We start from the raw sequence: 25,468 nt of genomic DNA on the forward strand, positions 1-25,468 counted from the left end.
ATCATAAGTTCCCCCTTTGCTTCTCATTCTCCCTGTCCCAGGGGTCCGCAGCCGCCTTACTTAGTAGAGCTTCGTCTCAGGGGTGTAGCCTTCCACATTATCCTTCACGCGCTGCAGGAACCGTCCGCTGATGACTCCGTCCAGAATCCGGTGATCGAGCGACAGGCAGATATTAGCCATCGAACGTACGGCAATCATATCATTGATGACGACAGGCTTTTTGACAATGGATTCAAAAGTCAGAATTGCCGCCTGCGGATAGTTGATAATCGGGTAAGACAGAATCGAACCGAACGAGCCGGTGTTGTTCACCGTGAACGTGCCGCCCTGCATATCGTCCAGGCGCAGCTTGCCCTCCCGTGTCTTGAGTGCCAGTTCGTCGATCTCGCGGGCCAGCCCGGCGACATTCTTCTGATCGGCTTTTTTGATGACCGGCGTCATCACGGAATCCTCTGTGCCTACGGCCAGCGAGATGTTGATGTCGCGTTTGACGATGATTTTGTCAACGGCCCAGACGGAGTTCATGATCGGGTAATCCTTGATCGCACTGACCACAGCCTTCATCAGAAAAGCGAGATAGGTCAGGTTAATGCCCTCTTTGCGCTTGAACTCATCCTTCAGCTTGTTGCGCAGCACCACCAGATTGGTCACATCGACCTCGATCATCGTCCAGGCATGCGGGATCTCTGAGACGCTCTGGCGCATTCTTGTAGCGATCGTATTACGAATCGGCGTAACATCGATCAGATATTCCGAGCTGCTGCCCCGTCCGCCTTCGATCTCAATCGTCGGAATCTTCGGTGATTCGCTAAGGTGCAGGCCGGAGTTACGGACCTGCTGATGCTCATCATGTACCGGCTGGAACACAGGCTGCAGCGCAGCGGGTGCAGGAGCGGCGTCAGGTACAGGCGCAGCTGCAGGGGCTGCTGCGGGTGCCGGCGGCTGAACGGAGGCGCCGTTCTCCAGGAACGTGAGCACATCCTTGCGTGTGATACGTCCGCCCAGGCCGGTGCCCGGCACGGCCGCCAGGTTGATGCCGTGCTCGGCGGCCAGCGTCTGCACAGCCGGAGAGTAACGGGCCCGCATTGGAGCTGCGGCGTCATAAGCCGCAGCGGGCATGGGCGGCCGCGCGGCGGCGTGGGCCGCCTGCGGGGCGTTGCCGGATGCCGCAGACGGGGCAGCGGCAGGTGCAGTGGCGTCGCCGGAAGCTGCCGGTGACGGGGCCGCAGCGGCTGGCGCAGCGGAGCCAGCCACTGCGATGCGGGCGATGATCTCGCCGACGCTGACCGTCTGGCCCTCTTCGGCCAGCAGCTCGGCCATGGTGCCGTCTACCGTTGCAGGCAGCTCCGCGTTCACCTTATCCGTGATCAGCTCGCAGATCGGCTCATATTGCTCTATCGAATCACCCGGCTGCTTCAGCCACTTCCCGATAGTCGCTGACACCAGCGATTCAGCCAGCTGCGGCATAATTACATCCGTCAGCGTTGTATTGTCAGACATAATGTCACTCCTTAATGTTTTGTAAGCGTGGACTTCTTGAATTTGCTTCGTACAAAACTGCTTCGGAAGCATAGGCTTAGTTTTGTAAGCGTGGACTTCTTGAATTTGCTTCGTACAAAACTGGCTTCGGAAGCCAGCCATGAAATCCTGCACTTAATACAACATTCGCTCATACAAATCTGCCCAAAATCAAAAATGTTGCTCAAAACGCAGCAATTCTCTTCATTCGGGCGGCTGAGCGGACATATTGTTGTATTTCGTGCAGCAATCTTCCCAATTCACTGTATATTTCATATCCAAGTTGCACTTTCTGCAACATTCTTGCTCGGGTCCCGGTCGCGGTGTCCGGGGAGGATGAATTATTGAACTTAATACTGCGCCAGACGCAGCATCTCAGCCTTGACCTTGTCCTTGCTGAGCAGGAAGAATTTCTCCATCGGCGGTGAGATCGGCATCGCCGGGACATCGGGTCCGCACAGGCGGAAGATTGGGGCATCAAGGTCGAACAGACAATGCTCGGCGATGATCGCCGCCACTTCAGCGCCGATGCCTCCGGTCTTGTTGTCCTCATGGACAATCAGCACCTTGCCGGTCTGCCGGACAGCGGCAATAATCGCTTCCCGGTCAAGCGGTTGGAGCGTGCGCAGATCCAGGATATGCGTGGTGACGCCATGCTCCTTCTCCAGCTCCTCCGCTGCCTGCATCGCAAAATGCAGCGGCAGGCTATACCCGATCACCGTAATATCGCTGCCTTCACGCAGCAGATTCGCTTCACCAATCGGCACCGTGTAGTCGCCTTCCGGCACATCGCCCTTGATCAGCTTGTAGCATTTCTTGTTCTCGAAGAACAGCACCGGATCAGGATCACGGACAGCGGCCTTGAGCAGTCCCTTCGCATCTGCAGCCGAATAAGGAGCCACAATCTTAAGCCCCGGCGTGCCGAAGAAGATCGACTCCGGGCACTGCGAATGGTACAGCCCGCCGAAGATGCCGCCGCCGATCGGCGCACGGATGACGACTGGACAGTTCCAGTCATTATTGGAACGGTAGCGGATTTTGGCTGCTTCGCTAATAATCTGGTTGGTTGCGGGCAGCATGAAATCCGAGTATTGCATCTCGGCAATCGGCTTCATGCCGTACATCGCAGCGCCGATGGCCACCCCTGCAATAGCAGATTCCGCAAGCGGCGTATCCAGTACCCGTTCTGCGCCGAACTGCTCCTGCAAGCCTTTGGTCGTTGTGAAGACGCCGCCCTTCACGCCGACATCCTCACCCAGCACGAACACCGACTCGTCACGTTCCATCTCTTCCTTCATTGCCAGCCGGATTGCATCGATATATTCCATCATCGCCATGGCTTAAGCGCCCCCCTTCAGGCCGGATTCATCGTAGACATGCAGCAGCGTATCTTCCGGTTTCGGGAACGGCGCATTCTCCGCGTAGGTTATAGCCTCTTTCAGTTCAAGATTATATTCGGCAGCCAGATCACGCTCCTGCTCGTCACTCCATAGACCGAGTCCGGTCAGATAAGTGCGGAACGCGGCGATGCCGTCTTTTTTCCAGTTCTCATCCACTTCCTCCTGGGTCCGGTAAGCCAGATCATTGTCCGAAGTGGAGTGCGGTGACAAGCGGTACATCATCGCTTCAATCAAGGTCGGGCCTTCACCGGCAAGCGCACGTTCCCGGGCCTCCTTCACCACACGGTAGACCTCCAGCGGATCATTGCCGTCCACCCGGATGCCGGGGAAGCCGTAGCCGAGCGCACGGTCGCTGACCTTGCCGCCAAGCTGCTTGTGAGCAGGAATCGAGATCGCATACTGATTGTTCTGGCAAAAAATAATCATAGGCAGCTTATTCACACCGGCAAAGTTACACGCTTCATGGAAATCCCCCTGGTTGCTGGAGCCTTCCCCGAAGGTAACGAAGGAGACGAACTTCTTCTTCTGCATCTTCGCCGCCAGCGCGAAGCCTGCCGCATGCGGAACCTGGGTCGTGACCGGGCTTGAGCCCGTTACAATCCGCAGGCGCTTGCTGCCGAAGTGGCCCGGCATCTGCCGGCCGCCGCTGTTGGGATCTTCCGCCTTGGCGAAGACGGAGAGCATCAGCTCGCGCGTGGTCATTCCGACAGAGAGGACAAACGCATAGTCCCGGTAATAGGGCAGGAAATAGTCATTCTCCCGGTCCAGTGCAAATGCCGCCGCGACCTGTGCCGCCTCCTGCCCGATGCCGGATACATGGAAATTGATCTTGCCCGCACGCTGCAGCAGCAGACTGCGCTCATCATATTTCCGTCCGAGCTGCATGAATCTGTACATATCGATAACCTGGCCGTCTGTGAGTCCAAGCTGCTTATGTCTGTTAACGGTGTCTACAGTACCTTGGGATTCCATATAAGAGGTACCTCCTAAAAAGTATTGCCGGCGCTCAGCTTCCAGCCCCGCTATCTCTAACAGGTTCAGGATGCGTCCGCCAGGCGGGTTGACCCTAATACTAAATATATATATGCCCTGATCCTATCACCAGGTACTAAATCCATTATAATCTTTTTCGCGGCAAAAAGAAAAGCCAAAATCCCTCCGCCAAGGCAGGGCTCTGGAACCGAACAAATATAGCCGGTATGGAGCGATATCAGCGCATTACGCGCGTTCAGCTCCCTCCGGCCTTCTTGTTAAGCTCTCTATCGCACGCTAGAATCCGATTGCTCTTCCATCCACCGCCAGCATCGCCTCGCCCAGCACCTCCGACAGTGTCGGATGAGCATGTACAGCCTCCCCGACCTCCCAAGGTGTAGCATCCAGGATCTGGGCCAGCGCCGCTTCGCCGATCAGATCGGTCACATGCGGGCCGATCATCTGCACGCCGAGGATATCCCCGTTCTTCGCGTCAGCCACCACCTTCACGAAGCCGTCCTTCATGCCGTAGACAATGGCTTTGCCGATGGCGGAGAACGGGAATTTGCCGGTCACCGTCTCACGGCCGAGCTCCTTCGCTTCCTTCTCTGTGTAACCGACGCTTGCCACTTCCGGCCGTGTATAGACACAGCGGGGAACCAGATGAGTCTCATAAGGATGGAGCGCTTCGCCCGCCAGATGGTTGACCGCACGGATGCCTTCATGGCTGGCGGCGTGAGCCAGCTGCAGTCCGCCGATACAATCGCCAATCGCATAGATATGCGGCTCACCCGTCTGCATATTGGCATTTACCGCAATGACACCTGTATCGAAGCGGATATCTGTGTTTTCCAGTCCGAGATTCTCGATGTTCGCCACGCGTCCCACGGATACGAGCAGCTTATCAGCCGACAGACTCTGGCTCTGCTCCCCCTTGCGGGCTTCAATCGTAATCCCTGTCTCCGACACTGTGCAGGTCTCGGCATCCACCGTTGTTCCGGTGAGCACCCGGACTCCGCGTTTCTTCAGCAGACGCAGCAGCTCGCGGGCCACCTCTTCATCCTCCTGCGGCAACAGCTGCCCGGCTGCCTCGACGACAGTCACCTGCACTTCGAAATCAGCCAGCATGGATGCCCACTCCACTCCGATTACCCCGCCGCCCACAATAATAATCGAGGCCGGTAGCTCCTCAAGCGTAAGCGCCTCTTCACTGCTCAGAATCACCTTGCCGTCAGGCACTAGGCCAGGCAGAATGCGCGGACGCGAGCCGGTAGCGATGATGAGATTCGTGGAGACCACGGTCTCCATCTCGCCATTCTCCAGTTCTACAGCTACAGCACCGCTTCGCGGGGAGAAGATCGAAGGCCCGATGATCCGGCCTTTGCCCTTTAGCACCTGAATCTTGTGCTTGCGCATCAGATACTGCACCCCCTGATGTAGCTGCTCTACTACCGCTTCCTTGCGCTGCTGCACTTTGGGGAACACCAGCTTGGTGCCCGTAGTCTCTATACCGTAGCTTTCGCTCTCGTTGATTTCAGCCAATACCTCTGCACTGCGCAGCAGTGATTTGCTGGGAATACAGCCGCGGTGCAGGCAGGTTCCGCCCAGCTTGTCCATTTCAATAACGACAACGGATTTGCCCAGCTGCGCAGCGCGGATCGCTGCCACATAACCGCCGGTGCCTCCCCCAAGTATCGCCACATCACAGGTCATTGTCATGATATGTATCCTCCAGTCATTCCTCTTGAATTCAGTTCAATCTATTATATTGTACTCTCTTTCGGGAGTAATTCAAAACTTATAAACGTCATGTATTCATGGACTTTTGCAGGTTAAAGCGTTATCATATGGGTGAATTCAAACGGCTGCGAAGAGGAGCGACTGTGATGAAACTGCTGATTTCACGCTTCATTGCCATCCTTATTCTGGTGATCCCCGGCCTCCTGGCGATGACGGGCTTCCTGATGATGAAAGATGATCTGTTCAACTATTTCGCGATGCATGGAGACGACTCGGTCGTTCCGGTGTTCGCGTGGCTGCATTTCGGCGGCGGCCTGCTTTTATTCTTGGCGGGCATGACCTTCCTCGGCGGTTGGATTCTGGCCCGTGACCGCAAAAAAAACTACGTTGGCCCCCGCTTCCGGGAGAAGCAGCAAGCACAGCAGCCCCCTTCCTCCGAAGCCCGCTCCTAATTATATTCCATTGAAACAGGGGATGCCTCAAGCCATGAACGAACCGGCTGCTGAGGCATCCCCTTGTTAGTAGCTATCGAACTTTTAACTGGAGGACTCCCGATCCACGCCAGACACCGCGTGAACAGCACGCTGTACTCTGTGAGAGTGCGCTACGAGTCTATCGTTCAAGCATTACGTGCCTGTTACTCAAGTGCTAAGTGCATTTTGTACAACTAAAATGCTCGGATCAGGCCCATTGTGAGGTTTAGCTGCACTTCGTACACTTATAAATCTCTACATTGCGTTTAAAGACTAATGTGCCTGATCTTAGTTGTACGGAATACATCTATGCCAGCTTATTCGTTAATCCGCAGCATTATAGCTGCACGAAATACAACTATCCGCGAGATAAGAGATACGGTTCACAGGTATGTGATACGATATTAGAGCTTACGAACAGCACAATTGCACAATGTACAACAGAAAAGGGTAATCTCCAGCAGAATTCAGAAGCTATTGCACTTCGTACAGTAGAATTCGAACAACCCCCACTTTTCTGCTCAAATCAGCAAAATCTAATGTACCAAATACAGTAGAATACCATTTTCCACTCAAAAATCAGATTTCTACTGCACAAAATACAGTTACCTTACCAATTCCACCGCCGTAGCCTCTACGTACAGCCTTCAACGCAAGTGTGAGCATTAGCGTGAGCATCAGCATTAGCGTGAGCATCAGCGCCAGCATCAGCGTTACACTTCCCGTGCTTCACCCTCACCATGCCTCACTCATGCCTCAACCATCTCTCATCCTTACTCCCCGGCCGCGTCCTTACTTCCCCGCACCAGCTGACTATAGAGGCCGCCCTGCCGGAGCAGCTCCTCATGCGAACCCTGCTGAAGCAGGCGTCCGCCCTCAAGCACCAGGATGCGGTCGGCTGCGCGGATCGTGCCCAGCCGGTGGGCGATCACGAAGCTGGTCCGGCCGCGCATCAGCGCCTGGAGCCCTTCCTGAATTTTGATCTCGGTCACCGTATCGATGCTGCTCGTCGCCTCATCCAGCACCAGCATAGACGGATTCGCCAAAATTGCCCGGGCAATAGCCAAGAGCTGCTTCTGTCCCTGGCTGATACCGCTGCCGTCCACAGACAGCATCCGGTCGTAGCCGTCCTGGAGTCTCATGATGAAGGCATGGGCATTGGCCAGCTTCGCAGCCTCCTCCACCTCTTCATCGGTTGCATCCAGCCGGCCGTAGCGGATATTATCGCGGATCGTACCTTTGAACAGGAAGGAGTCCTGGAGGACGAAGGCCATATGGCTGCGCAGACTCTCACGGGTGACCGTTGACAGCTCCCGCCCGTCCAGCGTAATGCTGCCCCGGCTCGGATCGTAGAAGCGGGACAGCAGGCCGATTAGCGTCGTTTTGCCAGCACCGGTAGGTCCGACCAGCGCAATCATCTCACCGGGCTTCGCTTCAAATGAAATATCCTGCAGCGTATCTGCCCCCCCATCATAGGAGAAGGAGACCTCCGAGAACTTCACAGCGCCCTCAACATGCGCAAGCTTCACCGCCGCGCCCTCATCCCGGGCCTCGGTCTCTTCATCCAACACCTCGAAGACGCGCTCCGCACCGGCGATCGCCGACAGCAGCGTGTTCCATTGGTTCGCCAGATCATTCAGCGGCCGGGTGAACTGGCGGGCATATTCGGCAAAAGCGATAATAATCCCCACCGTCACCAGCCCGCGGATTGCAAGCAGCCCCCCGACTCCGGCCACGATGGCAAAGCTCAGATTGTTCAGACCATTCATCAGCTTAGGAATGAAGCCCGAAATCGATTGCGCCCAATACCCCGACAGCATAATCCGTGTATTGCGCTCTCTGAAGCCGGTAATTACCCGCTCCTCCTGCGAGAAGGCTTTGATAATCCGCTGTCCAGACAAGGTCTCTTCGATGAACCCGTTCAGCTCACCCATATTCCGCTGCCGCTCCTTGAACAGCGGGCCGGTCCGCCGGGTGATCCAGCGCATCCCCAGCATCATCAGCGGCACCACAATGAAGGTTAGCAGCGTCAAGAGCGGACTGAGCCATAGCATTACGCCAACCGTTCCCACCAGCGTCAGGATACTGGAAAAAATCTGAATCGCCGAGCTGTTCAGCGTCGAGCTGATATTCTCGATATCATTGGTCAGACGGCTCATAATCTCTCCCTGCTGCCTGCGGTTGAAGAAGGAGATCGGCAGGCGGTGCAGGTGTGAGAACAGATCCGTCCGCATCCGGTAGACCGTCTCCTGGGCCACTTCGATCATCCAGACATTTTGCAGCCAGGAGACCAGGGAATTCAGCAGGTAGACGAGCGCCAGCACCAGCAGGAAGAGGCCCCACGTTCTTCCGCCCTCCCCGCCCAGATAGTCGTCCACTGCCCGGCTGATCAGGTAGGGTCCAAGGAGCGACAAAGCTGAGCTTAGTAGAACCATGAACAGCACCAGTAGCAGCTTTGTCCGGCGTTCAGCGAGATAAGTCCATATACGTCCTAATGTGCCAGACCAGTTCTTGGCCTTCGCCTTCGGCTTCCGGCTGCCCATCGCCCCGAAGACCTTGGCTTCACCGTGGCCTACTTCCAGCTTCGGATAGCGGAACGGCTCAATGAGTGCTTTGAACATGCTGCCCCTCCCCTGTCTGCGATTGATAGATTTTGCGGTACAGCGCGGACTCATCCATTAGTTCGGAATGGGTCCCCTGCGCAATGAGCCGGCCTTCGTCCAGCAGCAGAATTAGATCCGCCGAAGCAGTGGAGCTAATTTTCTGTGTGATCAGGAAGGTCGTGCAGGACAACTTCTTCAGCTCTGCCAGCAAAAGCCCCTCCGTCACCGCATCAAGCGCACTGGTGCTGTCATCCAGAATCAGGATCGCCGGTCTGCGCACCAGCGCCCGTGCAATGCTCAGACGCTGCTTCTGCCCGCCCGACAGATTAACTCCGCGTTGCCCAAGGGCAGTATCGTAGCCCTGCGGCAGCCCGGCAACTGTGTCATGAATCTGCGCTGCCGCTGCTGCCTGCTCAATCTCTGCCTGACTCGCCGCTGCATTTCCCCAGGCTATATTCTCCCGGATCGAGCCGGTGAATAGCAGCACCTCCTGAGGTACATAGCCAATCGAGCCCCGTAAGGTCTGCATATCCATCTCCGTATGCTTCTGTCCGTCCACCAGGATGCTCCCGCTGCCGCATTCATACAGCCTGGGAATCAGCGTTACCAGAGAGGATTTGCCTGAGCCGGTCGCGCCCATAATCGCCACGCGTTCCCCCGGCTGCACCGTGAAGGAGATATCGTCAAGCACCTTAATATCACTGTCGGGATAGCTGAAGCTGACCCGCTGGAATTCCACCTTGCCTTGAACAGCTGACGCAAGACCTTTTCCAGAAGTCATACCCAGCTCGCCCGGGCCATCGCTTGCCGCCATCACTTCAGTGACCCGTCCCGAAGACGCCCGTGCGCGGGAGAAGCTGACCATAATCCAGGATAGCGCTGACAGCGCTCCCATCGTCCGCAGCGAGTAGTTAATGACAGCAACTGTCTGCCCCAGCGTCGCATCCCCTGTAGAGATCTCTATCCGCCCAAACCATAACACGGCCAGAATACCGGCGTTGACGATGATCATAATGAACGGGGTTGAGGTCTCGGTAAGCCGCAGCGCAGCAATAGTCGATCTCATCAGCTCTCCGCTGAACGTTGCGAACCGCCCGATCTCATGGCCCATCCGCACAAATACACGAATCAGCCGGATACCGGTCAAATTCTCCTGAATCACACCATTCACGCCGTCGAGCCGGCTCTGCACATTGCGGAACAGCTCGGACGCTCTGCGCATCAGCCAGATCATGAAAATCACCAAAAACGGCAGCGTCACGGTCAGCAGCAGCCCCAGCTTGATATGTACCACAAGCGCCATAATCACGCTTCCAATCACAACCAGCGGAATACGGGTCATGAACCGTAGCCCCATGAATATCGTATCCTGAATTTGTGTTACATCCCCGGTAAGGCGGGTGATCAGAGATGAGGTAGGGAAGCGGCTAAAAATATCGTAAGAGAACGACTGTACCTTTTCATACAGCTTGTCACGCAGGTCGAATGCGAACCCCTGACTGACATGCGACGCAAAAAAGGAGCTGAGTATTCCCGCCAGAAACGCCACAGCGGCACTCCCTACCAGTACACCGCCCCACAGCCAGACGACAGCCGTGTCCTGTTGCCGGATACCGTCATCAATGATTTTGGAGATCAGCAGCGGCTGCGACAGCTCCACGGCCAGCTCAATCAGCATCATGACCAGCGCGGCAATAGCGGCGACCCGGTATTTTTTAAGAAAAGTCAACATTAGCTTCATCGAAGATACCCCATTTGCTTATTCGTAGAGCGCATCCCGCAGGCGGGTAGACATGGCAGAGCCTTGTCCCGACTTCAAAATGACCCGGCGCAGTGCCTTGTTGCTGCGGTTCAGCTCGGTGAGCTCGGCCAGCATGTCTTCCAGTAAATTCTCCGTATCGGGGATGAGCTCCCCCTTCTCCCGCAGCGCATTAATCCGTTCCTTATATTGCTCCAATTTCTCTGTCACCTGACTAACTTCCCTTCTGTTCACTATATTCTCCTGCTGAAGACACAATTGCGTTCATTATAGCACATCCCGGGCGGAAGCAATGTTTGCACTGGCTACTCCGGCCCCGAGTATGATACTCTAGAAAGGTCGATTTTTGGGTCGTGTTGCAGATTAGCTCAACAGTGAAAGGATAGATGGACGTGGCACAATTATTTTTCAGGTATGGAGCTATGAACAGCGGCAAATCCATTGAGATTCTCAAGGTTGCACATAATTATGAAGAGCAGGGCAAGTCGGTGCTCCTCTTCACACCTTCCATTGATAACCGGGATGAAGTGGGATACATCTCCTCCCGGATCGGACTGCGCAAGCAGGCTATTCCTATCGACGAGCAGACCGATATCTACAGCATTGTCAGCTGCAGTCTGCCGAAGCCGCACTGTGTACTGATAGACGAGTGCCAATTCCTGAGCAAGGACTGCATCCTGCAGCTGGTGCGTATTGTGGATGAGCTTGACATTCCGGTGATGGCCTTCGGCCTCAAAAATGATTTCCAGAACAATCTGTTCGAAGGCAGCAAATATATGCTGATCTACGCCGACAAGATCGAAGAAATGAAGACCATCTGCTGGTTCTGCGCACGGAAAGCCACCATGGCGCTGCGGGTCGAGAACGGCAAGCCGGTATACAGCGGCAAACAGATCCAGATCGGCGGCAATGAAGCCTATTACCCGGTCTGCCGTAAATGCCACAAGAATCCTCCATTGTAAAATACCCTAAAACAGAACATTAAAACGCACTCCAGCCCTCAACAGGCCAGAATGCGTTTTTTTGTGTTCCAGTCTATTGAACCGCTTGAAGCGCCCTGTGCTCATCCTCCTTGCGGACGAACAGATCATGCTGGATCGTAGCCTTCCCGCCGAAGTCAGCACGCCGTGTGGTCTCTCTCATTCCGCCATTAATCCGGGAACGGTGCGGGATGCCAGCTGCTGCAAGGCGGCTTTTGACCCGGAGATATTGTCCCTGATCGAACGTGGTGTACACTAATGTGCGCTCCCTCGGGACGAAGACATGCCAGATACCTCTAAGCAAGCCCACATGCGTCTCCTCCCTTTAGTTCAGATAACGTTCATGAAGAACCCGCAGATGATGCCGTTCATGTCCGATGATCAGAGCAATCTGCGCTCTAACCGACATCGCAATGCCATTGGAGCTGCCTGTACGGGTATAATCATTATCCACCAGACTGTCTACCAGCGCCAGGGTGGACTCCCGGACGATCCGGTAATGCGCAATCATCTCTTGCAGCGTGAAGCGGTCGAACGCCCCGGCAGCCGCATAATCATTCTCTTCATAGCCCGGCAGCGGCGCCTGTTCTCCCCTCGCAAAACAAAGCAAGCGGTAAGACATAATGCGGTCATTATCCGTCAGATGCCCTAGCATTTCCTTGATACTCCACTTCCCGGGGGCATAGCGGTAGGCCCCTTGCTCCTCTGTCAGCCCGCCGAGCAGAGCCAGTACCTCCTGAGTCTGCTCTCTTAGAATAACGCCCAGTGCTCCTTCCGGCGGCACCAGTGTAATATATCTGGACTGAAATTCGGTATACTCTCCTTGCGCAGGACGCTGATTCATGGTAAAAACCCCTCTCCAAACCAATTTTCAAGAAATATTTGCCGGATTGTGTCAAAACCTGTTGTTGTATCTTAGCCTATTATGTATAATATCACCAGGATTACAGATTTGTTAATCTATTTCCCGGGAGTGTAAGCATGCTGGATTTTGTGCTTTATATGGTGTTTTCAGTTTTAGAGAGTTCTGCCTTATTCTATCTGGCATTTAAAATTTTCAAACTCGACATTTATCCAAAAGAAATTGTGTTTGCAGGCTTAATTATGGCATTCATTTCTTACACCCTTCGTAATAATTATGGGCTCTCTAAAATAGACGTTTTTCTCCAGTATACTTTAACTTTCCTATTTATTTGGCTTTTGTTCAGGATTCATATATTTTTTGCTGTTATTGTAACAGGCGTTGCTTATCAAGCATATATGTTAATTCAATCAGTTCTATATTTATTTATAAATAGTACCGGTATATATGAACTGAAATTCCCTTCCATATCTATAGGGATATATATTTTGCAGATTTTAACTTCTGCAGGAGCATTCATTGTTGCTTACAATATAGGCGTAAAAAGAAAAGGCTTTGATTTCATTCCTGATAAACCTGAGGGAAGAGTTACAATTAGCAAAAGTGATAAAATATTATTTGCTTTGTGTATCCCTTCTGTTCTTGTAGTAATACTGATGCTTTACCTTATTGAATATTTACCTCACTTTTTCTTTGTTATACCTTTATTTTATGGTTTTCTATTATTTGGATATCTCTATTTATCAAGTCAAAAAAATCGTGGTGGAATATATTGAACACTCTTGCTTTTAAAATTTCGACGGCTATTAAGAACGCAAATCCAGAAGAAACAGGTTCTATCGAGGTCTTGCAATACTCTCTCAATATTATTCTAAATACTTTTCTTATTATTACCTGTTCTTTATTTTTCGGCTGGTTGCTGAACAATACAGCAGCTACGCTATTGTTTTTCGCAAGCTTCTCCGTACTAAGAATTTTTTCTGGCGGATTTCATTTAAGAACAGCTACTGCATGCAATATAGTGACCACCCTGCTTTGTGTGCTTACCCCTTACTTTTTTATTTTAACGGGCTCTTTTCTTCTGATGGCTTTCAACATGATTAGCTTTATTATAATGTGCTTTTTTGCCCCTAATCCAGATAAAAATGCCCGAATTCCATATCATTGGTTTCCTCATTTAAAAGTTATCTCTATTTTTCTAGTAGCATGTAATTTTTTTATTGGCTCATCGGTTTTAGGACTGGCTTTTTTTGTTCAATCATTAACCGTATTACCCTGGAAAAGGAGGTTGAAATTATGAAAGCCATGACAGCTAAATACGTTTCAAAAGCGTTAGAATCTTCCGCACGCTTCTTTGTTTCCGTTATGAAGATTAGTCTGCACAGCCCTGAAGCTCCTCAAGAACTGCGTAAGTAATCATACAAGGATGGGGAATACATGCGTGTTCTACTAAATGACGGTTCTTCCCGCGATATCCTGGAAGAAGATATATTGTATTTCTCTAATTATAAAAATACAATATTCGTCCATACGAAAGAAGGCGAATTTGTTTTCCCCACCACTCTTTCCGATCTCTTATCAGCTTATAGGGATGAAGGGTTCGAACGGCTAGATCGCAGTAATGTAGTGAGTCTAAGCAACATTGAAGCTTATGATTCGGAGCGTAAGATCGTTCTGTTTAATCAAGGAAAACAGTTTGCCCATGTATCGGAGTCCAACGAATCCAGAATTAAGAAATACTTGACTAATCGCGAATTCGATGATTAATTCACCGTAGAATGTAAAGAGAGCAGCGATCCTTTTTATAGGTTCGCTGCTTTTTTGTAGTCATATATGGCTAATAAAAACAAAATCAATCATTATCACATATTATCCAACTTATGTAAAGTAAAATTCAGAGGGCGAATGACAGCAGACGGATTATATTCCAGATGGTACCATTTACATAGAAGCATTTCATTAATATCTTAATTATCTTTTCCACTACTCTCAACCATGATGGAGGAATACAATGGATACTTACTTTCATCCTTCTCCGCGCCCCTCATCACTTGAGCTATTGTCTAACGAACAATTAATGAACATCTACGAATTGGCGCTGGAAGCCAAGGCTTCACCGGATTTTATCCAGATTATCAGGAATGTTCTCACCACGCGGAATCTTTCAGGTACCCAACATCATTAGAATGCGAAGCTCTCCACCCATAGGATATACCTCCACAGATGCCAAAAAACCATCCTCCACAATGTGCGGGGATGGTTTTTGGTGAGCAACAAGCTTACGCCTACTCGATGATTTCGGTCTTGAACACATTCTCCAGCTTCCCGCCGAGCCGCTTCTTGAGGGGAACCTTGATATCGCGTCCCAGCTCCTTGAAGAAGGTCTCGGCATCACATTTGACGTTCTGGGCCATAGCAATGACAGTTCCATCGGCAACGATATTCTGATTCACTTCAAGCGGCACATCTACTTCAATATCGTATTTTTTGGTCAGTGTCTTGATGTATCTTGCAAAAATCTCCAACAGCTCTTCGTTGTTGAAATTCTCGATAGCCGCTTTCCCTTTGCTGGTGAACTTCATATTGATTCTCATGATTCTTATCCCCTTTTCTGTCTAACCATTTGTAGTTTGTTTATGGATCAAGATGAATAGATGGCTGCAAGAAAGGGCAACATTATTCATTTTGCAAGCACGCTAAGCCGGGCCCTTCTTTACTTGTACACGCCCTTGATCTGTTGTACTTTGAACTGGGTGAATTCCTTCAAGGCCTGAATGACCTGATCCTGTTCCTCTTCCTTCAGCTCGAAGATACCTTCACGCAGCCATTCTCCGAATAAGTATGCCTGACGCCCTTGGCGCGGCTGCCTGCGGAGACTGTCCAGACTTCCCTCGAATATATCGTTAAGCACATCGGTCAGGTTGTACTTCTCGATCTTCTCTATAACCATTCCTGCCCCATATTCCGTCTCATAAACGATGACCTCGTCAGAATCAAAGGAAACATATGACGTTTCTTTGTCTTCCTTCGCCCGGAATTCCTTCAGCTTGTTGAACGCCGTCTCGTAAATGTAGTCCTGGGACTGATTATGCTTAGGCAGCTTGTAGCCCTGCTTCAGCGTCTTGATGTACTCAATATCAGGCATATAGTCGGCCAAATGATACATCCGGTTCTTGAGATCCCCTCCGAGTGCTTCAATGATCTTATCCAGGTTATCCTTAAGCGGGATACTCTCTCCCCGTTCAATCTTGCTGAGCTGTGAATAACTGATGCCGCTCTTCTCTTCCAGCCCCCTGAGGGTTAACCCCCGGGCCTTCCTGAAGTGCCGGATGAAATTCCCCAGCTCATCGGGGTAATTATCGAAATCGTTCATAAGAGCCACCTCTACCTATATCATAACACAAGACAACAATTTGTGTTTCATAATAACAATTGTTTGTGTAAATTCTTTAGGCGAGAAGCGTAAAACCCTCCATATCCCCTTAATATATGGGGTTAATTCCCATAAATGAGAACCATTCTAATCCGTTTTCCTTATTCTCTCAAATAGACCCCAATCTTATCCGATATAACCTAATGTAAACTTAATACCACAACTGGAGGAATGTTCATGTCTTACACAATGGAAGTCAATCTTGCAAAAAACCAGGTGATCGTCAGAGCCTACGGCCTGACTGAGAGTGACGTACCCGCCTACATAGCAGATTTTGAAAATGCTCTGAAGCAGCTGAAGCCAGGCTTTACCGGAGTAACTGATGTGACCGGTTCCCCAACCGTGCTCTCTCCTGAAGTAGCCGCAATGCTCGCTCCCACCGGTGACCGCGCGGTAGAAGCAGGAGTAGGCGGCTGGGTATACGTTGCAGACTCCCCGGTCTGGAAAATGCAAATGAAAAGACTGTTCGGCAAATTCGCCGTGCATTATCCTACATATCAAGAAGCCGATGCTTACCTGAGCAGTCTGGGCAACCAGTCCGTTAATTAAGGTATATGAAATATAAGCTTATATTTATAACAAAACCGACCAAGCAATGGCTTGGTCGGTTTCTTTTACATAACAGTAGCAGCCATTCCGGTAACTAGCGCCTATAGATTCACCACATGTAATGACCCAGGTGCTTTTTGTTATTCCTTAATACCCCGGTCAAGGACGCCGCACACAATATAATATAGAGTCCCAGGAAAAGCGGCATGGACAGGACCGCCTTACGCTCAACAATCCCCATTCCAATAAAAGTCATCCCTAATATGAGATAGGGCAGGACCATCCCTCTTTGAAAAGAGGCCCGCTCCTCCTTACTCAAACTATCCCTAACGGATTGCCGAAGGAACACATCAAGTCCAAAAAAGTGACAAGCCGCTTGTGTGAGCATCCAGATCCCTAAAAGAATCTGCGCTATGATTTCTCCCACCTCCTTTGCTTATCCCTTCATTATAAACTAAAAAAAGCCACTCCATGAAGGAGTGACTTGATTTACTACCTATTTGTCGTACAGTCTAATGAATGGCTAAGTATCTTTATTGCCTTCGTTGCAATGTATGTATGCGCTTGTAACTGGTGTTTTCAGACTCACACGCAAGTCATGATCCAGACGCGGCTGTTAATCAATGGGGACTGTCTCGGGCTCATCCTAAACGAGAGAACATACAAGAACAACACTCTAACGGGTAAGGATGTGGGTACCTTCCTTTCATGACGGGTGCTCCCGCCTATCTGTCTCCAATTCTGAGAGTTTTTTCTCACCGACCGCTTGTATGGAGCCTGATTGTTGCACATTTTGCAGGATTACACTTAAAAATATTAATGGCCACGGTGCATTGTTGCATTATTTGCAGTAATTCCGTTGTTTAGAGCAAGTTAGCGCTGGCTTTGTTGCATTTCATGCAGGATTTCAGCATCGGTCGATTCTATTGGGCAACATTGCTGCACTTCTTGCAGGATTTCTCTACAATGTTACGGGCTGTGAAGCATTAGGCCCATACATCATCGCAGCAGTATAAATTGTATTCGGTTTTTCGCATACAAACTACTTGGGTGTAGTAAAACAAAATACCACTTGCTATTGGGGAATACAATTTCCCATTAGCAAGTGGTATTTATTATTATGCTATTCCGGTATTTTTAGGCTCTAGACTACTTAACCCTTCACATATCCAGCCCCTAACCCTTTCAAGACACCTTATGCTCAATGCGCAGCTTATCCGCTACCATGGCAATAAATTCCGAGTTAGTTGGCTTGGATTTGGAGATATTAATGGTATAGCCGAACAGGTGGGAGATGCTGTCGATGTTGCCACGGGTCCAGGCGACTTCAATCGCATGGCGGATGGCGCGTTCTACACGGGAAGGCGTGGTCTTGAATTTCTCGGCTATAGCCGGATACAGCGTCTTGGTGATGGCACCAAGGATCTCAATGTTGTTATAGACCATGGTGATGGCTTCACGCAGGTACTGATAGCCTTTGATATGCGCAGGGACGCCGATTTCATGAATGATTGAGGTAATATTCGCATCCAGGTTCTTGCCCTTGGACAGCGGAACCACATTACTGGAAGATCTGGAAGAAGAATAGCCGGACATGCTTCCGGAAGTGCTCATACTGCCCTGCGTGCCAACCAGCTGGCGCACACGGTTCGCCAGAACCTCCATGTCAAACGGTTTCAGAATATAATAAGAGGCGCCAAGCTGAACGGCTCTCTGCGTAATATTCTCCTGGCCAAAAGCGGTCAGCATAATGATCTTGGGCTGCGGGTTCAGATCCATATCACGCAGGCGTTCCAGCACGCCGAGGCCGTCCAGATGCGGCATAATGATATCAAGAATAAGGACATCAGGGATCTTACGTGCTCCGCTGAGCATCTGTAGTACCTCTTCCCCATTATAGGCAATGCCTGTTACGGTCATATCTTCTTGTTCAGTAATGTACTCGGCGAGCAAGTTCGTGAACTCCCTGTTATCATCGGCCAACAACACTTCAATATTCTGCACTGGCTACTTCCTCCTTATATATCTGCTATTCAGAAAATAATGATCATCTTCTCTCCCTATAACTTTCGACATCAGGTTTGAATATCCTTCTGTCGAAAATTATTTTTCTTTATTTTTTTTCGGTGTTGATTTATAATTAAATATTTTGTTTCACGTTTCGAGGATAATCGCTGCCCTTCGACAAAAAAATCTTAAGGCTAAACCGCCTTAAGATTGTATTGAGGCTCCTGATCCTGTTGAACCACACCGGAGTCCCTGAGCATCCACTCAATGAAGCAGCCATACCCTGACTTGGGATCATTGACGAACACATGGGTCACTGCACCGATTAGACGGCCGTTCTGGACAATCGGGCTGCCGCTCATTCCCTGGACAATCCCTCCGGTCTTATCAAGCAGACGCGGGTCGGTGATGCGCAGCACCATACCCTTAGTAGCAGGGGTCTGCTGACGGGCCACATGGATGATCTCTACGTTGAAGCGTTCGACCTGCTGACCATCGACAACGGTAAGAATTTGCGCCGGTCCTTCCTTCACTTCAGTGCTCATGGCCACCGGAATCGGCTCCTGATATAGGCTGTGCTCAGGATTACGGGTCATTTTACCGAATATTCCGAAATCCGTGTTGCTCTCCACATTCCCGAGAACCTGGCTTTCCTTCAGAAAATGGGCCCGTTTCTCCCCAGGATCGCCATCCTGGCTCTTGGAGATTGAAGTGACGCTGGACTGCACGATATGGCCGCTGCCGACCACAATCGGCGTACCTGTGTTCATGTCGGTGATGACATGCCCAAGGGCCCCGTACACACCCTGCTTCGGGGCGTAGAAAGTGAGGGTCCCTACACCTGCTGCGGAATCCCGGATGTAGAGCCCGAGCCGCCACACCTTGTCTGTGCGGTCATAAGCGGGCTTTAGCTGAGCTGTGTGCTCTTTACCGCCGCGTTTGTAGACGATGCTTAAGGAATCATTGCTCCGGCCGGCTTGCTCGACCAGCCTTGCTACCTTCGATACCTCGTCCAGCTTCACCCCGTTAATGGAGATCATCAGATCGCCGGGCAGGATGCCGCTGTTCTCGCCTGGTGAAATCTTGGACTGCTCCGATACTTCAATCAGATGATGACCTACCACCAGCACGCCTGCCGACTTCACCTTCACGCCAATCGTCTGACCTCCGGGGATGACCTTAAGTTCACTCTCGGTTCCCTGTACCGCCCTAAGCGGCTGATGTTCAAGCGGTGCTGCGTGGATCTGTGAGGGTCCCGTTATGCCTGATAAACTGAGAAAGAAGGCAAATAAAAGGCCGGGCATTAACTTCCTGAGGTTAGGCTTCAATGGCTGTCACACTCCCTTTTGCTTCTTTCGCTTGACGAAAAAGGTGGTCGCCAATTGCGTACCTATAAGATAACCTTGCCCTCAGGCTTTTATTACTGTCAATCATTGTCCCGCTTAGCTTGCAGCTGCCTTGCTGGCCTCGGCCAGACCCAGCATCTCCTGCGCGTGATGCAATGTTTTTTCGGTAATTTCCACACCGCCCAGCATTCGGGCCAGCTCCATTACGCGGCCTTCGGCCGAGAGCGAGTCCACCTCAGTCATCGTGCGTCCGTCTTCGACTTTTTTGGCAATCAGATATTGATGATCTGCCATACAGGCCACCTGCGGCAGGTGGGTAATGGAGAATACCTGGCAGGTGGAGGACAGCTTATACAGCTTGTCCGCGATGGACTGGGCCGCCCGTCCGCTGACCCCGGTATCCACCTCATCGAAGATAAGGACAGGAATCGCATCATGCCGCGCAAAAATACTCTTCATCGCCAGCATGATCCGTGACAGCTCTCCGCCTGAGGCGATCTTGCCCAGCGGACGCAGCGGCTCGCCGGGATTCGGGGAGATCATGAATTCAGCACTGTCGATCCCCTGCCGGGTCAGACGGTACCGCCGTCCCTGATACTCCATACCGCGCGGATCTTCTAGCGTCTCCATCTTCACCTGGAGGGAGGTCCGCTCCATCTGCAGATCCTTCAACTCCCCTTCGACCTGTGAAGCAAGCTCAGTTGCGCACTGCCGCCGCGCTCCGCTCAGCGCTTCAGCTGACTCCATTAAGATATGAAGCAGGCCATCGCGTTTGGCCGTTAATTTCTCAATATATTCGTCCTTATTCTCCAGAAGATCCGTCTCCCGCTCAATCTGCTGATAATACTCCAGAATCTGCTCCACGCTATCCCCGTATTTGCGCTGCAGTCCGGTGATCAGATCCAGCCGGTTCTCAATATCCTCCAGCCGTGCCGGATTGAATTCGATCTCTTCACGGTAGTCGCGCAGCTGAAACGCCGCATCCTCCAGCTGGTAATAAGCCGACTGCAATTGCTCGAAGACTGCCCGCAGACCCTTCTCGTCATACCGCACCGCATCTTCAAGCCTGGAGATTACATTGCCAATGGACTCCAGCCCTTGCCTGTCATACAGCAGCTCGTATGCGCCGGATACTGAATCCATCATTTTCTCACTGTGGGATAGTTTTACCCGTTCTTCGGCAAGTAATTCATCTTCTCCCGGTTTTAGTCCCGCAGCAGAAATTTCCTCCAGCTGAAAACGGTACAAATCCAGCATCTGATACGCCTTTTGGCTGGATTCCTGAAGTTCCCGGAGTTCTTTTTCCACTTTAGCGAAGGCTGTATATTTATCCTGATAATCCGCTTTGAGCGGTCCGATTACCGCCTCCCCATAGGTATCCAGCAGACCCAAGTGACGTTCAGCCTTCAAAAGGTTCTGATGCTCATGCTGTCCATGAATATTGACCAGCTGCTCCCCGATTTCGCGCAGCATGCTCAGATTGACCATCTGGCCGTTCACGCGCGAAGTACTCTTGCCCTGGGAGGTGATTTCCCGGCGGATGACCAGATGCTCCTCACGTTCTGCCCCGATGCCCAGCCGCTCCAGCGTATCCCAGACCGGGTGACTTCCCGGCAGGCTGAAAAGCGCTTCCATTTCGGCCTTCTCACACCCATACCGGATGGAGTCAGCGGAACCGCGTCCCCCGGCAATGAGTGCGAGCGCGTCGATGATAATTGATTTTCCGGCACCGGTCTCCCCTGTAAGGACATGGAACCCCGGATAAAAATGCACATCCACCGCCTCAACCACGGCCAGATTGCGTATAGACAATGTCTCTAACACGAATACAGCACCTCCGACATGATGATTGCCTGTCTGCCCGTAAGCAGAACTACGATATATAGCCCATAATTTGTGAAATAACGTCCTTGCTGTCCTCCGGCTGGCGGCAGATTATCAGAATAGTGTCGTCTCCTGAGATCGTACCCATAATTTGCGGCCAGTCGATATTATCGATCAGCGCAGCCACGGAATTGGCCGTTCCCGGCAGACATTTCATCACCACAAGATTCGCGGAATAGTCGATTTGTACAAAGTTGTCCACCAGCACCCGCTTCAGCTTCTGGGTCGGGTTGTAACGCTGGTCGGTGGGCAGGGAATACTTGTAACGCCCGTCATCCATCGGAACCTTGATCAGCAGCAGTTCCTTGATATCACGGGATACGGTAGCCTGTGTAACTTGAAAACCCGATTCACGCAGTGCCTCCACCAGATCATCCTGGGTTTCGATTTCCTTTTGCGAGATAATCTCTCTAATCTTGATATGCCTGTGTCCCTTCATTGTTGCCTCCCGTATTTATATAGTGCTTAACTGGATTCTCCGTCGTCCTTGCCGAAATTAATTACATGAATGTTGGAATTCACCGTATCCACATAGAGTACCCCGCTACAATCCGGGTAGATCAGCAGATAGGGGAGGATATGGTCCCGGAGTCCACTGCCGGTGAATTCAAGCTCCTTGCGGGGGCGGGACAGGATGACCAGATAATAATGCTCCTCATTCCTGGTCGCTACATAATCAATGAACAGCCTGCTGTACATCGGTGCCCCATTCACCTGAAAAGACAGCGGAATCTTCAGCTTACCGCCAATGACCTCATATCCCGCATCCTCCAGCAGAGCGATGGACGGATGGGACTGAATGACCTTGTTGATCGGCACCCGGTCCTTCATGAAGGAACCCGGAGACCCCTGCAGCCAGATATAGATTCTATAAAGGATAAAGATTGCCGCCGCCAGTCCCATAAGTGCCACTACAGCCTTGTCCGAGCTCGCCACTCCCATCACCTCGGTGAATCTATTCGCGCGAGGGCGGGCGAAATCCTGCTTCGGTCTGACAATCTGCCGTTAATTTCCGGTTCGGGGAGACCTGTAATTTCTTATATTGGCAGCAAAAGAAACTCATCTCTTAGATGAGTTTCCATGGCCCGCAGCGCTGAAGGTTGCATTCGCTTCCTTAATAACCGAGTCGGCAAGCGCGGCGAAATTATTCGGCTGTGCTTCAGCCGCAGAAGTCTGCTGCACTGAAGGCTGCTCCGCAGCCTCAGCAGGCAGCAGCTTCCAGTGTGCCAGAAATTCAATATTACCTTCCCCGCCGGTAATGGGGGAATACGTCAGTCCTGCAAGCGTGTAGCCCAGTTCGGCTGCCATGGACAGTACGTTTATCAGCACCTCCCGGTGAACAGCAGGTTCGCGCACAACTCCAGACTTGCCCACCTTCTCGCGCCCGGCTTCGAACTGCGGCTTAATCAGCGCAGCGATATCAGCAGGACGGTTCAGCAGCGCCATAAGCGGCGGCAGGATGATCTTCAGTGAAATGAAGGAGACATCGATACTTGCAAAGTCAGGTACCGGTCCCTTCAAATCGGGCGGGGTCATGTAACGGAAGTTGGTCTGCTCCATTACGGTTACCCGTTCATCATTACGCAGGCTCCAGTCGAGCTGGTTATGTCCCACATCAATCGCGTACACATGAGCCGCTCCGTTCTGAAGTGCACAATCGGTGAAGCCTCCTGTTGAGGAGCCGATATCCAGCATATTACGGCCGGTCAGCTCGATGCCGAACTGCCGCAAGGCCTTCTCCAGCTTCAAGCCGCCGCGGCTGACATAGGGGTGCAGTGCTCCCTTGACTCTTAGAATAGAGCTGCGCAGCACTTTCATCCCCGGCTTTTCTATCCGTTCTTCGTTCGCAAGCACAAGCCCCGCCATAATGGCAGCCTTGGCCTTCTCCCGGCTGTCGTAGAAGCCTTGCTCCACTAACAGCACATCAATTCGTTCCTTAGGGTGTTCCATGTTCATCTCCCGATCACTTCGGTCCGCCTTCCGCCCCTGCTCTTACGAGGTGGAAGTTGACTTATAGGTATAAGTGCTAAGACCCTTCATTGACTTTATACGTGCGCACACGGCTTCAACGGTAAGGCCGGTTTCCTGGCGTTGCTCCTTAATCGATCCATGCTCGACGAAAATATCCGGCACGCCCATCAGGTGGACATGCGTATCATATATCTCATGCTCTGCAAAGAACTCCAGCACCGCACTGCCAAGGCTGCCGGCCTGGCTCGCTTCTTCCAGCACCACCATCCCCGTTCCGGCATGTGCCAGATCAAGCAGCATGGTGTTATCCAGCGGCTTCAGGAAGCGCGCATTCACCACACCGACCTGAATCCCTTCACGCTTCAGCACTTCTGCCGCCTCTTCAGCAACCTGAACCATCGGGCCGCAGGCAAGCACGGCGTAATCCTCACCAGGACGCAGACGTTCCCAGGTGCCGATAGGCAGACTGTGCAGCTCAGCATCCATAGCCACACCCGTGCCGTTAATCCGCGGATAACGGTAAGCAATCGGTCCTTCATTATAGTCCAGCGCCGTCTTCATCATGTGGCGCAGCTCATTCTCATCCTTCGGCATCATAAGCACCATGTTCGGGATATGACGCATAAAAGCGATATCGTACACGCCCTGATGGGTCTCCCCGTCCGCGCCGACGAAGCCCGCACGGTCGATGGCGAACATAACATTGGCATTATGGCGGCAAATGTCATGAACGATCTGATCATAGGCACGCTGCATGAAGGTGGAATAGACGGCAAATACCGGCTTCATGCCTTCCATAGCCAAGGCCGCACATAATGTGGCGGCATGCTGCTCCGCAATCCCGACATCAATCATCCGGTCCGGGAATTCCTTGGCGAACGGGAAAAGTCCCGAGCCGCCCGGCATCGCCGGTGTTACGGCAATCAGCCGCTTGTCCTGATGCCCCAGCTCAATTAACGTCTGTCCGAAGACTTCCGTGTACATCGGATTGCCGACCGCTTGAAGCACCTGGCCAGATTCGATTTTGTAGGGGGAAATGCCGTGCCATTTATAGGAATCGACTTCCGCCGGTTTGTAGCCCTTGCCTTTGGTGGTAAGCACATGCACCAGCACAGGCCCAGATACATTATCCGCCTGATGGAAGGTGTCGATCATCTTCTCCAGATCATGACCGTCCACGGGTCCCAGATAGGTAAATCCGAGTTCTTCAAACAGAACACCGGGCACCAGCATGTTCTTCAGGCCATCCTTCACATTCTGCGCAGTCTTCGCCAGACGTCCGCCGATGGCCGGAATTTTCTTCAGCAGGCCTTCGACCTCGTCCTTGGCCCGCAGATAATGACGGTCTGAACGAATCTTGCTTAGATAGTTATGCATTGCCCCTACATTCGGAGCAATCGACATTTCATTATCATTAAGGATGACCATCAGCTTGCGGCCCTCATGTCCAATATGGTTCAAGGCTTCAAAAGCCATACCGCCGGTAAGGGCACCGTCGCCGATCACGGCAATTACCTTATTGTCTCCGCCCTTCAAATCACGGGCCATCGCCATACCCATGGCTGCGGACAAAGAGGTACTGCTGTGTCCGGCTTCCCAGACATCATGCTCGCTCTCTGTACGCTTGACGAAGCCGCATAATCCGCCGTGCTTGCGCAGTGAATCGAACCGGTCCTGGCGGCCGGTTAATATTTTGTGGACATACGCCTGATGCCCTACGTCATAAATCATTTTGTCCCGTGGACTGTCATAACAGTAATGCAGGGCCAGTGTAAGCTCCACGACGCCCAGATTGGATGCGAGATGCCCCCCTGTTACAGACAGCTTCTCGATCAGAAACTGGCGGATCTCCTCCGCAAGTGCAGCCAGTTCCCCGACTGATAGAGATTTAAGTTGCTGAGGATCATTTATTTGTGGAAGCAGCACGAGTATTCCCCGCTTTCCTAGATGTTGTAAAATATAAACCCCATT

At 51.8% G+C, this 25,468-nt stretch carries 25 protein-coding genes; 7 read left to right on the top strand and 18 right to left on the bottom strand.

Annotated features, from left to right (window positions below):
* Positions 1 to 60: 60 nt before the first annotated feature.
* From NST69_RS20005 to lpdA, 4 genes are all read right to left on the bottom strand, one after another.
* A complete protein-coding gene (locus tag NST69_RS20005; RefSeq protein WP_340951508.1) occupies positions 61 to 1,500 on the bottom strand; it encodes a dihydrolipoamide acetyltransferase family protein in 1,440 nt (479 codons plus the stop codon).
* A gap of 368 nt (positions 1,501 to 1,868) precedes the next feature.
* The gene (locus NST69_RS20010) at positions 1,869 to 2,855 is read right to left on the bottom strand and encodes an alpha-ketoacid dehydrogenase subunit beta (RefSeq protein ID WP_340951506.1); all 987 of its coding nucleotides are present in this window, start codon (positions 2,853 to 2,855) and stop codon (positions 1,869 to 1,871) included.
* Between the two features lie 3 nt (positions 2,856 to 2,858).
* Positions 2,859 to 3,890, bottom strand: coding sequence for a thiamine pyrophosphate-dependent dehydrogenase E1 component subunit alpha (locus tag NST69_RS20015; protein WP_036731999.1), 1,032 nt, complete (start codon positions 3,888 to 3,890; stop codon positions 2,859 to 2,861).
* 297 nt (positions 3,891 to 4,187) lie between these two features.
* Complete coding sequence (gene lpdA, locus NST69_RS20020; protein WP_340951503.1) at positions 4,188 to 5,609, bottom strand: dihydrolipoyl dehydrogenase; 1,422 nt, start codon at positions 5,607 to 5,609, stop codon at positions 4,188 to 4,190.
* Between the two features lie 167 nt (positions 5,610 to 5,776).
* Between lpdA and NST69_RS20025 the strand changes: the two genes are divergently transcribed.
* Positions 5,777 to 6,082: a DUF2627 domain-containing protein gene (locus NST69_RS20025; RefSeq protein WP_342546971.1), complete on the top strand. Its 306-nt coding sequence runs from the start codon at positions 5,777 to 5,779 to the stop codon at positions 6,080 to 6,082.
* 794 nt (positions 6,083 to 6,876) lie between these two features.
* On the opposite strand, the gene NST69_RS20030 is transcribed toward NST69_RS20025, so the two are convergent.
* Genes NST69_RS20030 through NST69_RS20040 form a run of 3 tightly spaced genes read right to left on the bottom strand, consistent with a single transcriptional unit; the run spans position 6,877 to position 10,675 of the window.
* Entirely contained in the window at positions 6,877 to 8,724 is a 1,848-nt protein-coding gene (locus tag NST69_RS20030; protein ID WP_036731990.1) for an ABC transporter ATP-binding protein, read from the bottom strand.
* The gene (locus tag NST69_RS20035; protein WP_342546972.1) at positions 8,705 to 10,447 is read right to left on the bottom strand and encodes an ABC transporter ATP-binding protein; all 1,743 of its coding nucleotides are present in this window, start codon (positions 10,445 to 10,447) and stop codon (positions 8,705 to 8,707) included. Before NST69_RS20035 ends, NST69_RS20030 begins: the two co-directional genes overlap by 20 nt.
* Positions 10,448 to 10,465: 18 nt before the next feature.
* A complete protein-coding gene (locus NST69_RS20040) occupies positions 10,466 to 10,675 on the bottom strand; it encodes a hypothetical protein (RefSeq protein ID WP_209871124.1) in 210 nt (69 codons plus the stop codon).
* A gap of 182 nt (positions 10,676 to 10,857) precedes the next feature.
* On the opposite strand from NST69_RS20040, the gene NST69_RS20045 reads away from it, so the two are divergent.
* Complete coding sequence (locus NST69_RS20045) at positions 10,858 to 11,427, top strand: thymidine kinase (RefSeq protein WP_340951493.1); 570 nt, start codon at positions 10,858 to 10,860, stop codon at positions 11,425 to 11,427.
* 73 nt (positions 11,428 to 11,500) lie between these two features.
* Here NST69_RS20045 and NST69_RS20050 read toward each other — a convergent pair whose 3' ends face one another.
* The gene (locus tag NST69_RS20050) at positions 11,501 to 11,755 is read right to left on the bottom strand and encodes a hypothetical protein (RefSeq protein WP_340951491.1); all 255 of its coding nucleotides are present in this window, start codon (positions 11,753 to 11,755) and stop codon (positions 11,501 to 11,503) included.
* 15 nt (positions 11,756 to 11,770) lie between these two features.
* Positions 11,771 to 12,289: a DinB family protein gene (locus NST69_RS20055; protein WP_340951488.1), complete on the bottom strand. Its 519-nt coding sequence runs from the start codon at positions 12,287 to 12,289 to the stop codon at positions 11,771 to 11,773.
* Between the two features lie 137 nt (positions 12,290 to 12,426).
* On the opposite strand from NST69_RS20055, the gene NST69_RS20060 reads away from it, so the two are divergent.
* From NST69_RS20060 to NST69_RS20075, 4 genes are all read left to right on the top strand, one after another.
* Entirely contained in the window at positions 12,427 to 13,083 is a 657-nt protein-coding gene (locus NST69_RS20060) for a hypothetical protein (RefSeq protein ID WP_339249505.1), read from the top strand.
* A complete protein-coding gene (locus NST69_RS20065) occupies positions 13,080 to 13,607 on the top strand; it encodes an accessory gene regulator B family protein (protein ID WP_340951486.1) in 528 nt (175 codons plus the stop codon). The genes NST69_RS20060 and NST69_RS20065 overlap by 4 nt, the downstream gene beginning before the upstream one ends.
* A gap of 137 nt (positions 13,608 to 13,744) precedes the next feature.
* Positions 13,745 to 14,074: a LytTR family DNA-binding domain-containing protein gene (locus NST69_RS20070; protein ID WP_339249509.1), complete on the top strand. Its 330-nt coding sequence runs from the start codon at positions 13,745 to 13,747 to the stop codon at positions 14,072 to 14,074.
* Between the two features lie 244 nt (positions 14,075 to 14,318).
* A complete protein-coding gene (locus NST69_RS20075; RefSeq protein ID WP_081751395.1) occupies positions 14,319 to 14,492 on the top strand; it encodes a sporulation histidine kinase inhibitor Sda in 174 nt (57 codons plus the stop codon).
* Between the two features lie 100 nt (positions 14,493 to 14,592).
* Here the strand turns inward: NST69_RS20075 and NST69_RS20080 are convergent, their stop codons facing one another.
* Together NST69_RS20080 and NST69_RS20085 are read right to left on the bottom strand one after the other, a co-directional pair.
* Positions 14,593 to 14,901, bottom strand: coding sequence for a hypothetical protein (locus NST69_RS20080; RefSeq protein ID WP_036698353.1), 309 nt, complete (start codon positions 14,899 to 14,901; stop codon positions 14,593 to 14,595).
* 119 nt (positions 14,902 to 15,020) lie between these two features.
* On the bottom strand, positions 15,021 to 15,680 hold the full coding sequence (locus NST69_RS20085; RefSeq protein ID WP_036731967.1) for a helix-turn-helix transcriptional regulator: 660 nt from the start codon (positions 15,678 to 15,680) through the stop codon (positions 15,021 to 15,023).
* A 237-nt stretch (positions 15,681 to 15,917) separates the two neighbouring features.
* On the opposite strand from NST69_RS20085, the gene NST69_RS20090 reads away from it, so the two are divergent.
* The gene (locus NST69_RS20090) at positions 15,918 to 16,289 is read left to right on the top strand and encodes a hypothetical protein (protein WP_036731966.1); all 372 of its coding nucleotides are present in this window, start codon (positions 15,918 to 15,920) and stop codon (positions 16,287 to 16,289) included.
* Between the two features lie 1,185 nt (positions 16,290 to 17,474).
* On the opposite strand, the gene spo0A is transcribed toward NST69_RS20090, so the two are convergent.
* The 7 genes from spo0A to dxs form a co-directional block, all read right to left on the bottom strand.
* Positions 17,475 to 18,293, bottom strand: coding sequence for a sporulation transcription factor Spo0A (gene spo0A / locus NST69_RS20095; RefSeq protein ID WP_036731960.1), 819 nt, complete (start codon positions 18,291 to 18,293; stop codon positions 17,475 to 17,477).
* A 197-nt stretch (positions 18,294 to 18,490) separates the two neighbouring features.
* Positions 18,491 to 19,600 carry a SpoIVB peptidase gene (gene spoIVB / locus NST69_RS20100; RefSeq protein ID WP_081751394.1) on the bottom strand — a complete coding sequence of 370 codons (1,110 nt, stop codon included), beginning with the start codon at positions 19,598 to 19,600 and terminating at the stop codon, positions 18,491 to 18,493.
* A 138-nt stretch (positions 19,601 to 19,738) separates the two neighbouring features.
* Entirely contained in the window at positions 19,739 to 21,466 is a 1,728-nt protein-coding gene (gene recN, locus NST69_RS20105) for a DNA repair protein RecN (protein ID WP_340951479.1), read from the bottom strand.
* Between the two features lie 49 nt (positions 21,467 to 21,515).
* Positions 21,516 to 21,965 carry a transcriptional regulator ArgR gene (gene argR / locus NST69_RS20110; RefSeq protein WP_036698370.1) on the bottom strand — a complete coding sequence of 150 codons (450 nt, stop codon included), beginning with the start codon at positions 21,963 to 21,965 and terminating at the stop codon, positions 21,516 to 21,518.
* A 26-nt stretch (positions 21,966 to 21,991) separates the two neighbouring features.
* The gene (locus NST69_RS20115; RefSeq protein WP_235192067.1) at positions 21,992 to 22,462 is read right to left on the bottom strand and encodes a hypothetical protein; all 471 of its coding nucleotides are present in this window, start codon (positions 22,460 to 22,462) and stop codon (positions 21,992 to 21,994) included.
* A 123-nt stretch (positions 22,463 to 22,585) separates the two neighbouring features.
* A complete protein-coding gene (locus NST69_RS20120) occupies positions 22,586 to 23,476 on the bottom strand; it encodes a TlyA family RNA methyltransferase (RefSeq protein ID WP_340979752.1) in 891 nt (296 codons plus the stop codon).
* A gap of 42 nt (positions 23,477 to 23,518) precedes the next feature.
* Positions 23,519 to 25,423 carry a 1-deoxy-D-xylulose-5-phosphate synthase gene (dxs, locus tag NST69_RS20125; RefSeq protein WP_340979753.1) on the bottom strand — a complete coding sequence of 635 codons (1,905 nt, stop codon included), beginning with the start codon at positions 25,421 to 25,423 and terminating at the stop codon, positions 23,519 to 23,521.
* Positions 25,424 to 25,468: the final 45 nt, after the last annotated feature.

The organism is Paenibacillus sp. FSL P2-0089, assembly GCF_038595095.1.
GTDB classification, from domain to species: Bacteria; Bacillota; Bacilli; order Paenibacillales; family Paenibacillaceae; genus Paenibacillus_AQ; species Paenibacillus_AQ silagei.

Excerpts from the sequence above, each read along its gene's own strand:
- NST69_RS20075 (WP_081751395.1), top strand. The coding sequence starts at position 14,319 with ATGGATACTTACTTTCATCCTTCTCCGCGCCCCTCATCACTTGAGCTA.
- NST69_RS20070 (WP_339249509.1), top strand. The coding sequence starts at position 13,745 with ATGCGTGTTCTACTAAATGACGGTTCTTCCCGCGATATCCTGGAAGAA.
- NST69_RS20030 (WP_036731990.1), bottom strand. The coding sequence starts at position 8,724 with ATGTTCAAAGCACTCATTGAGCCGTTCCGCTATCCGAAGCTGGAAGTA.
- NST69_RS20090 (WP_036731966.1), top strand. The coding sequence starts at position 15,918 with ATGTCTTACACAATGGAAGTCAATCTTGCAAAAAACCAGGTGATCGTC.
- NST69_RS20035 (WP_342546972.1), bottom strand. The coding sequence starts at position 10,447 with ATGAAGCTAATGTTGACTTTTCTTAAAAAATACCGGGTCGCCGCTATT.
- NST69_RS20055 (WP_340951488.1), bottom strand. The coding sequence starts at position 12,289 with ATGAATCAGCGTCCTGCGCAAGGAGAGTATACCGAATTTCAGTCCAGA.
- spoIVB (WP_081751394.1), bottom strand. The coding sequence starts at position 19,600 with ATGCCCGGCCTTTTATTTGCCTTCTTTCTCAGTTTATCAGGCATAACG.
- NST69_RS20060 (WP_339249505.1), top strand. The coding sequence starts at position 12,427 with ATGCTGGATTTTGTGCTTTATATGGTGTTTTCAGTTTTAGAGAGTTCT.
- NST69_RS20010 (WP_340951506.1), bottom strand. The coding sequence starts at position 2,855 with ATGGCGATGATGGAATATATCGATGCAATCCGGCTGGCAATGAAGGAA.
- NST69_RS20080 (WP_036698353.1), bottom strand. The coding sequence starts at position 14,901 with ATGAGAATCAATATGAAGTTCACCAGCAAAGGGAAAGCGGCTATCGAG.
- argR (WP_036698370.1), bottom strand. The coding sequence starts at position 21,965 with ATGAAGGGACACAGGCATATCAAGATTAGAGAGATTATCTCGCAAAAG.
- NST69_RS20120 (WP_340979752.1), bottom strand. The coding sequence starts at position 23,476 with ATGGAACACCCTAAGGAACGAATTGATGTGCTGTTAGTGGAGCAAGGC.
- NST69_RS20025 (WP_342546971.1), top strand. The coding sequence starts at position 5,777 with ATGAAACTGCTGATTTCACGCTTCATTGCCATCCTTATTCTGGTGATC.
- NST69_RS20005 (WP_340951508.1), bottom strand. The coding sequence starts at position 1,500 with ATGTCTGACAATACAACGCTGACGGATGTAATTATGCCGCAGCTGGCT.
- NST69_RS20015 (WP_036731999.1), bottom strand. The coding sequence starts at position 3,890 with ATGGAATCCCAAGGTACTGTAGACACCGTTAACAGACATAAGCAGCTT.
- NST69_RS20085 (WP_036731967.1), bottom strand. The coding sequence starts at position 15,680 with ATGAACGATTTCGATAATTACCCCGATGAGCTGGGGAATTTCATCCGG.
- lpdA (WP_340951503.1), bottom strand. The coding sequence starts at position 5,609 with ATGACAATGACCTGTGATGTGGCGATACTTGGGGGAGGCACCGGCGGT.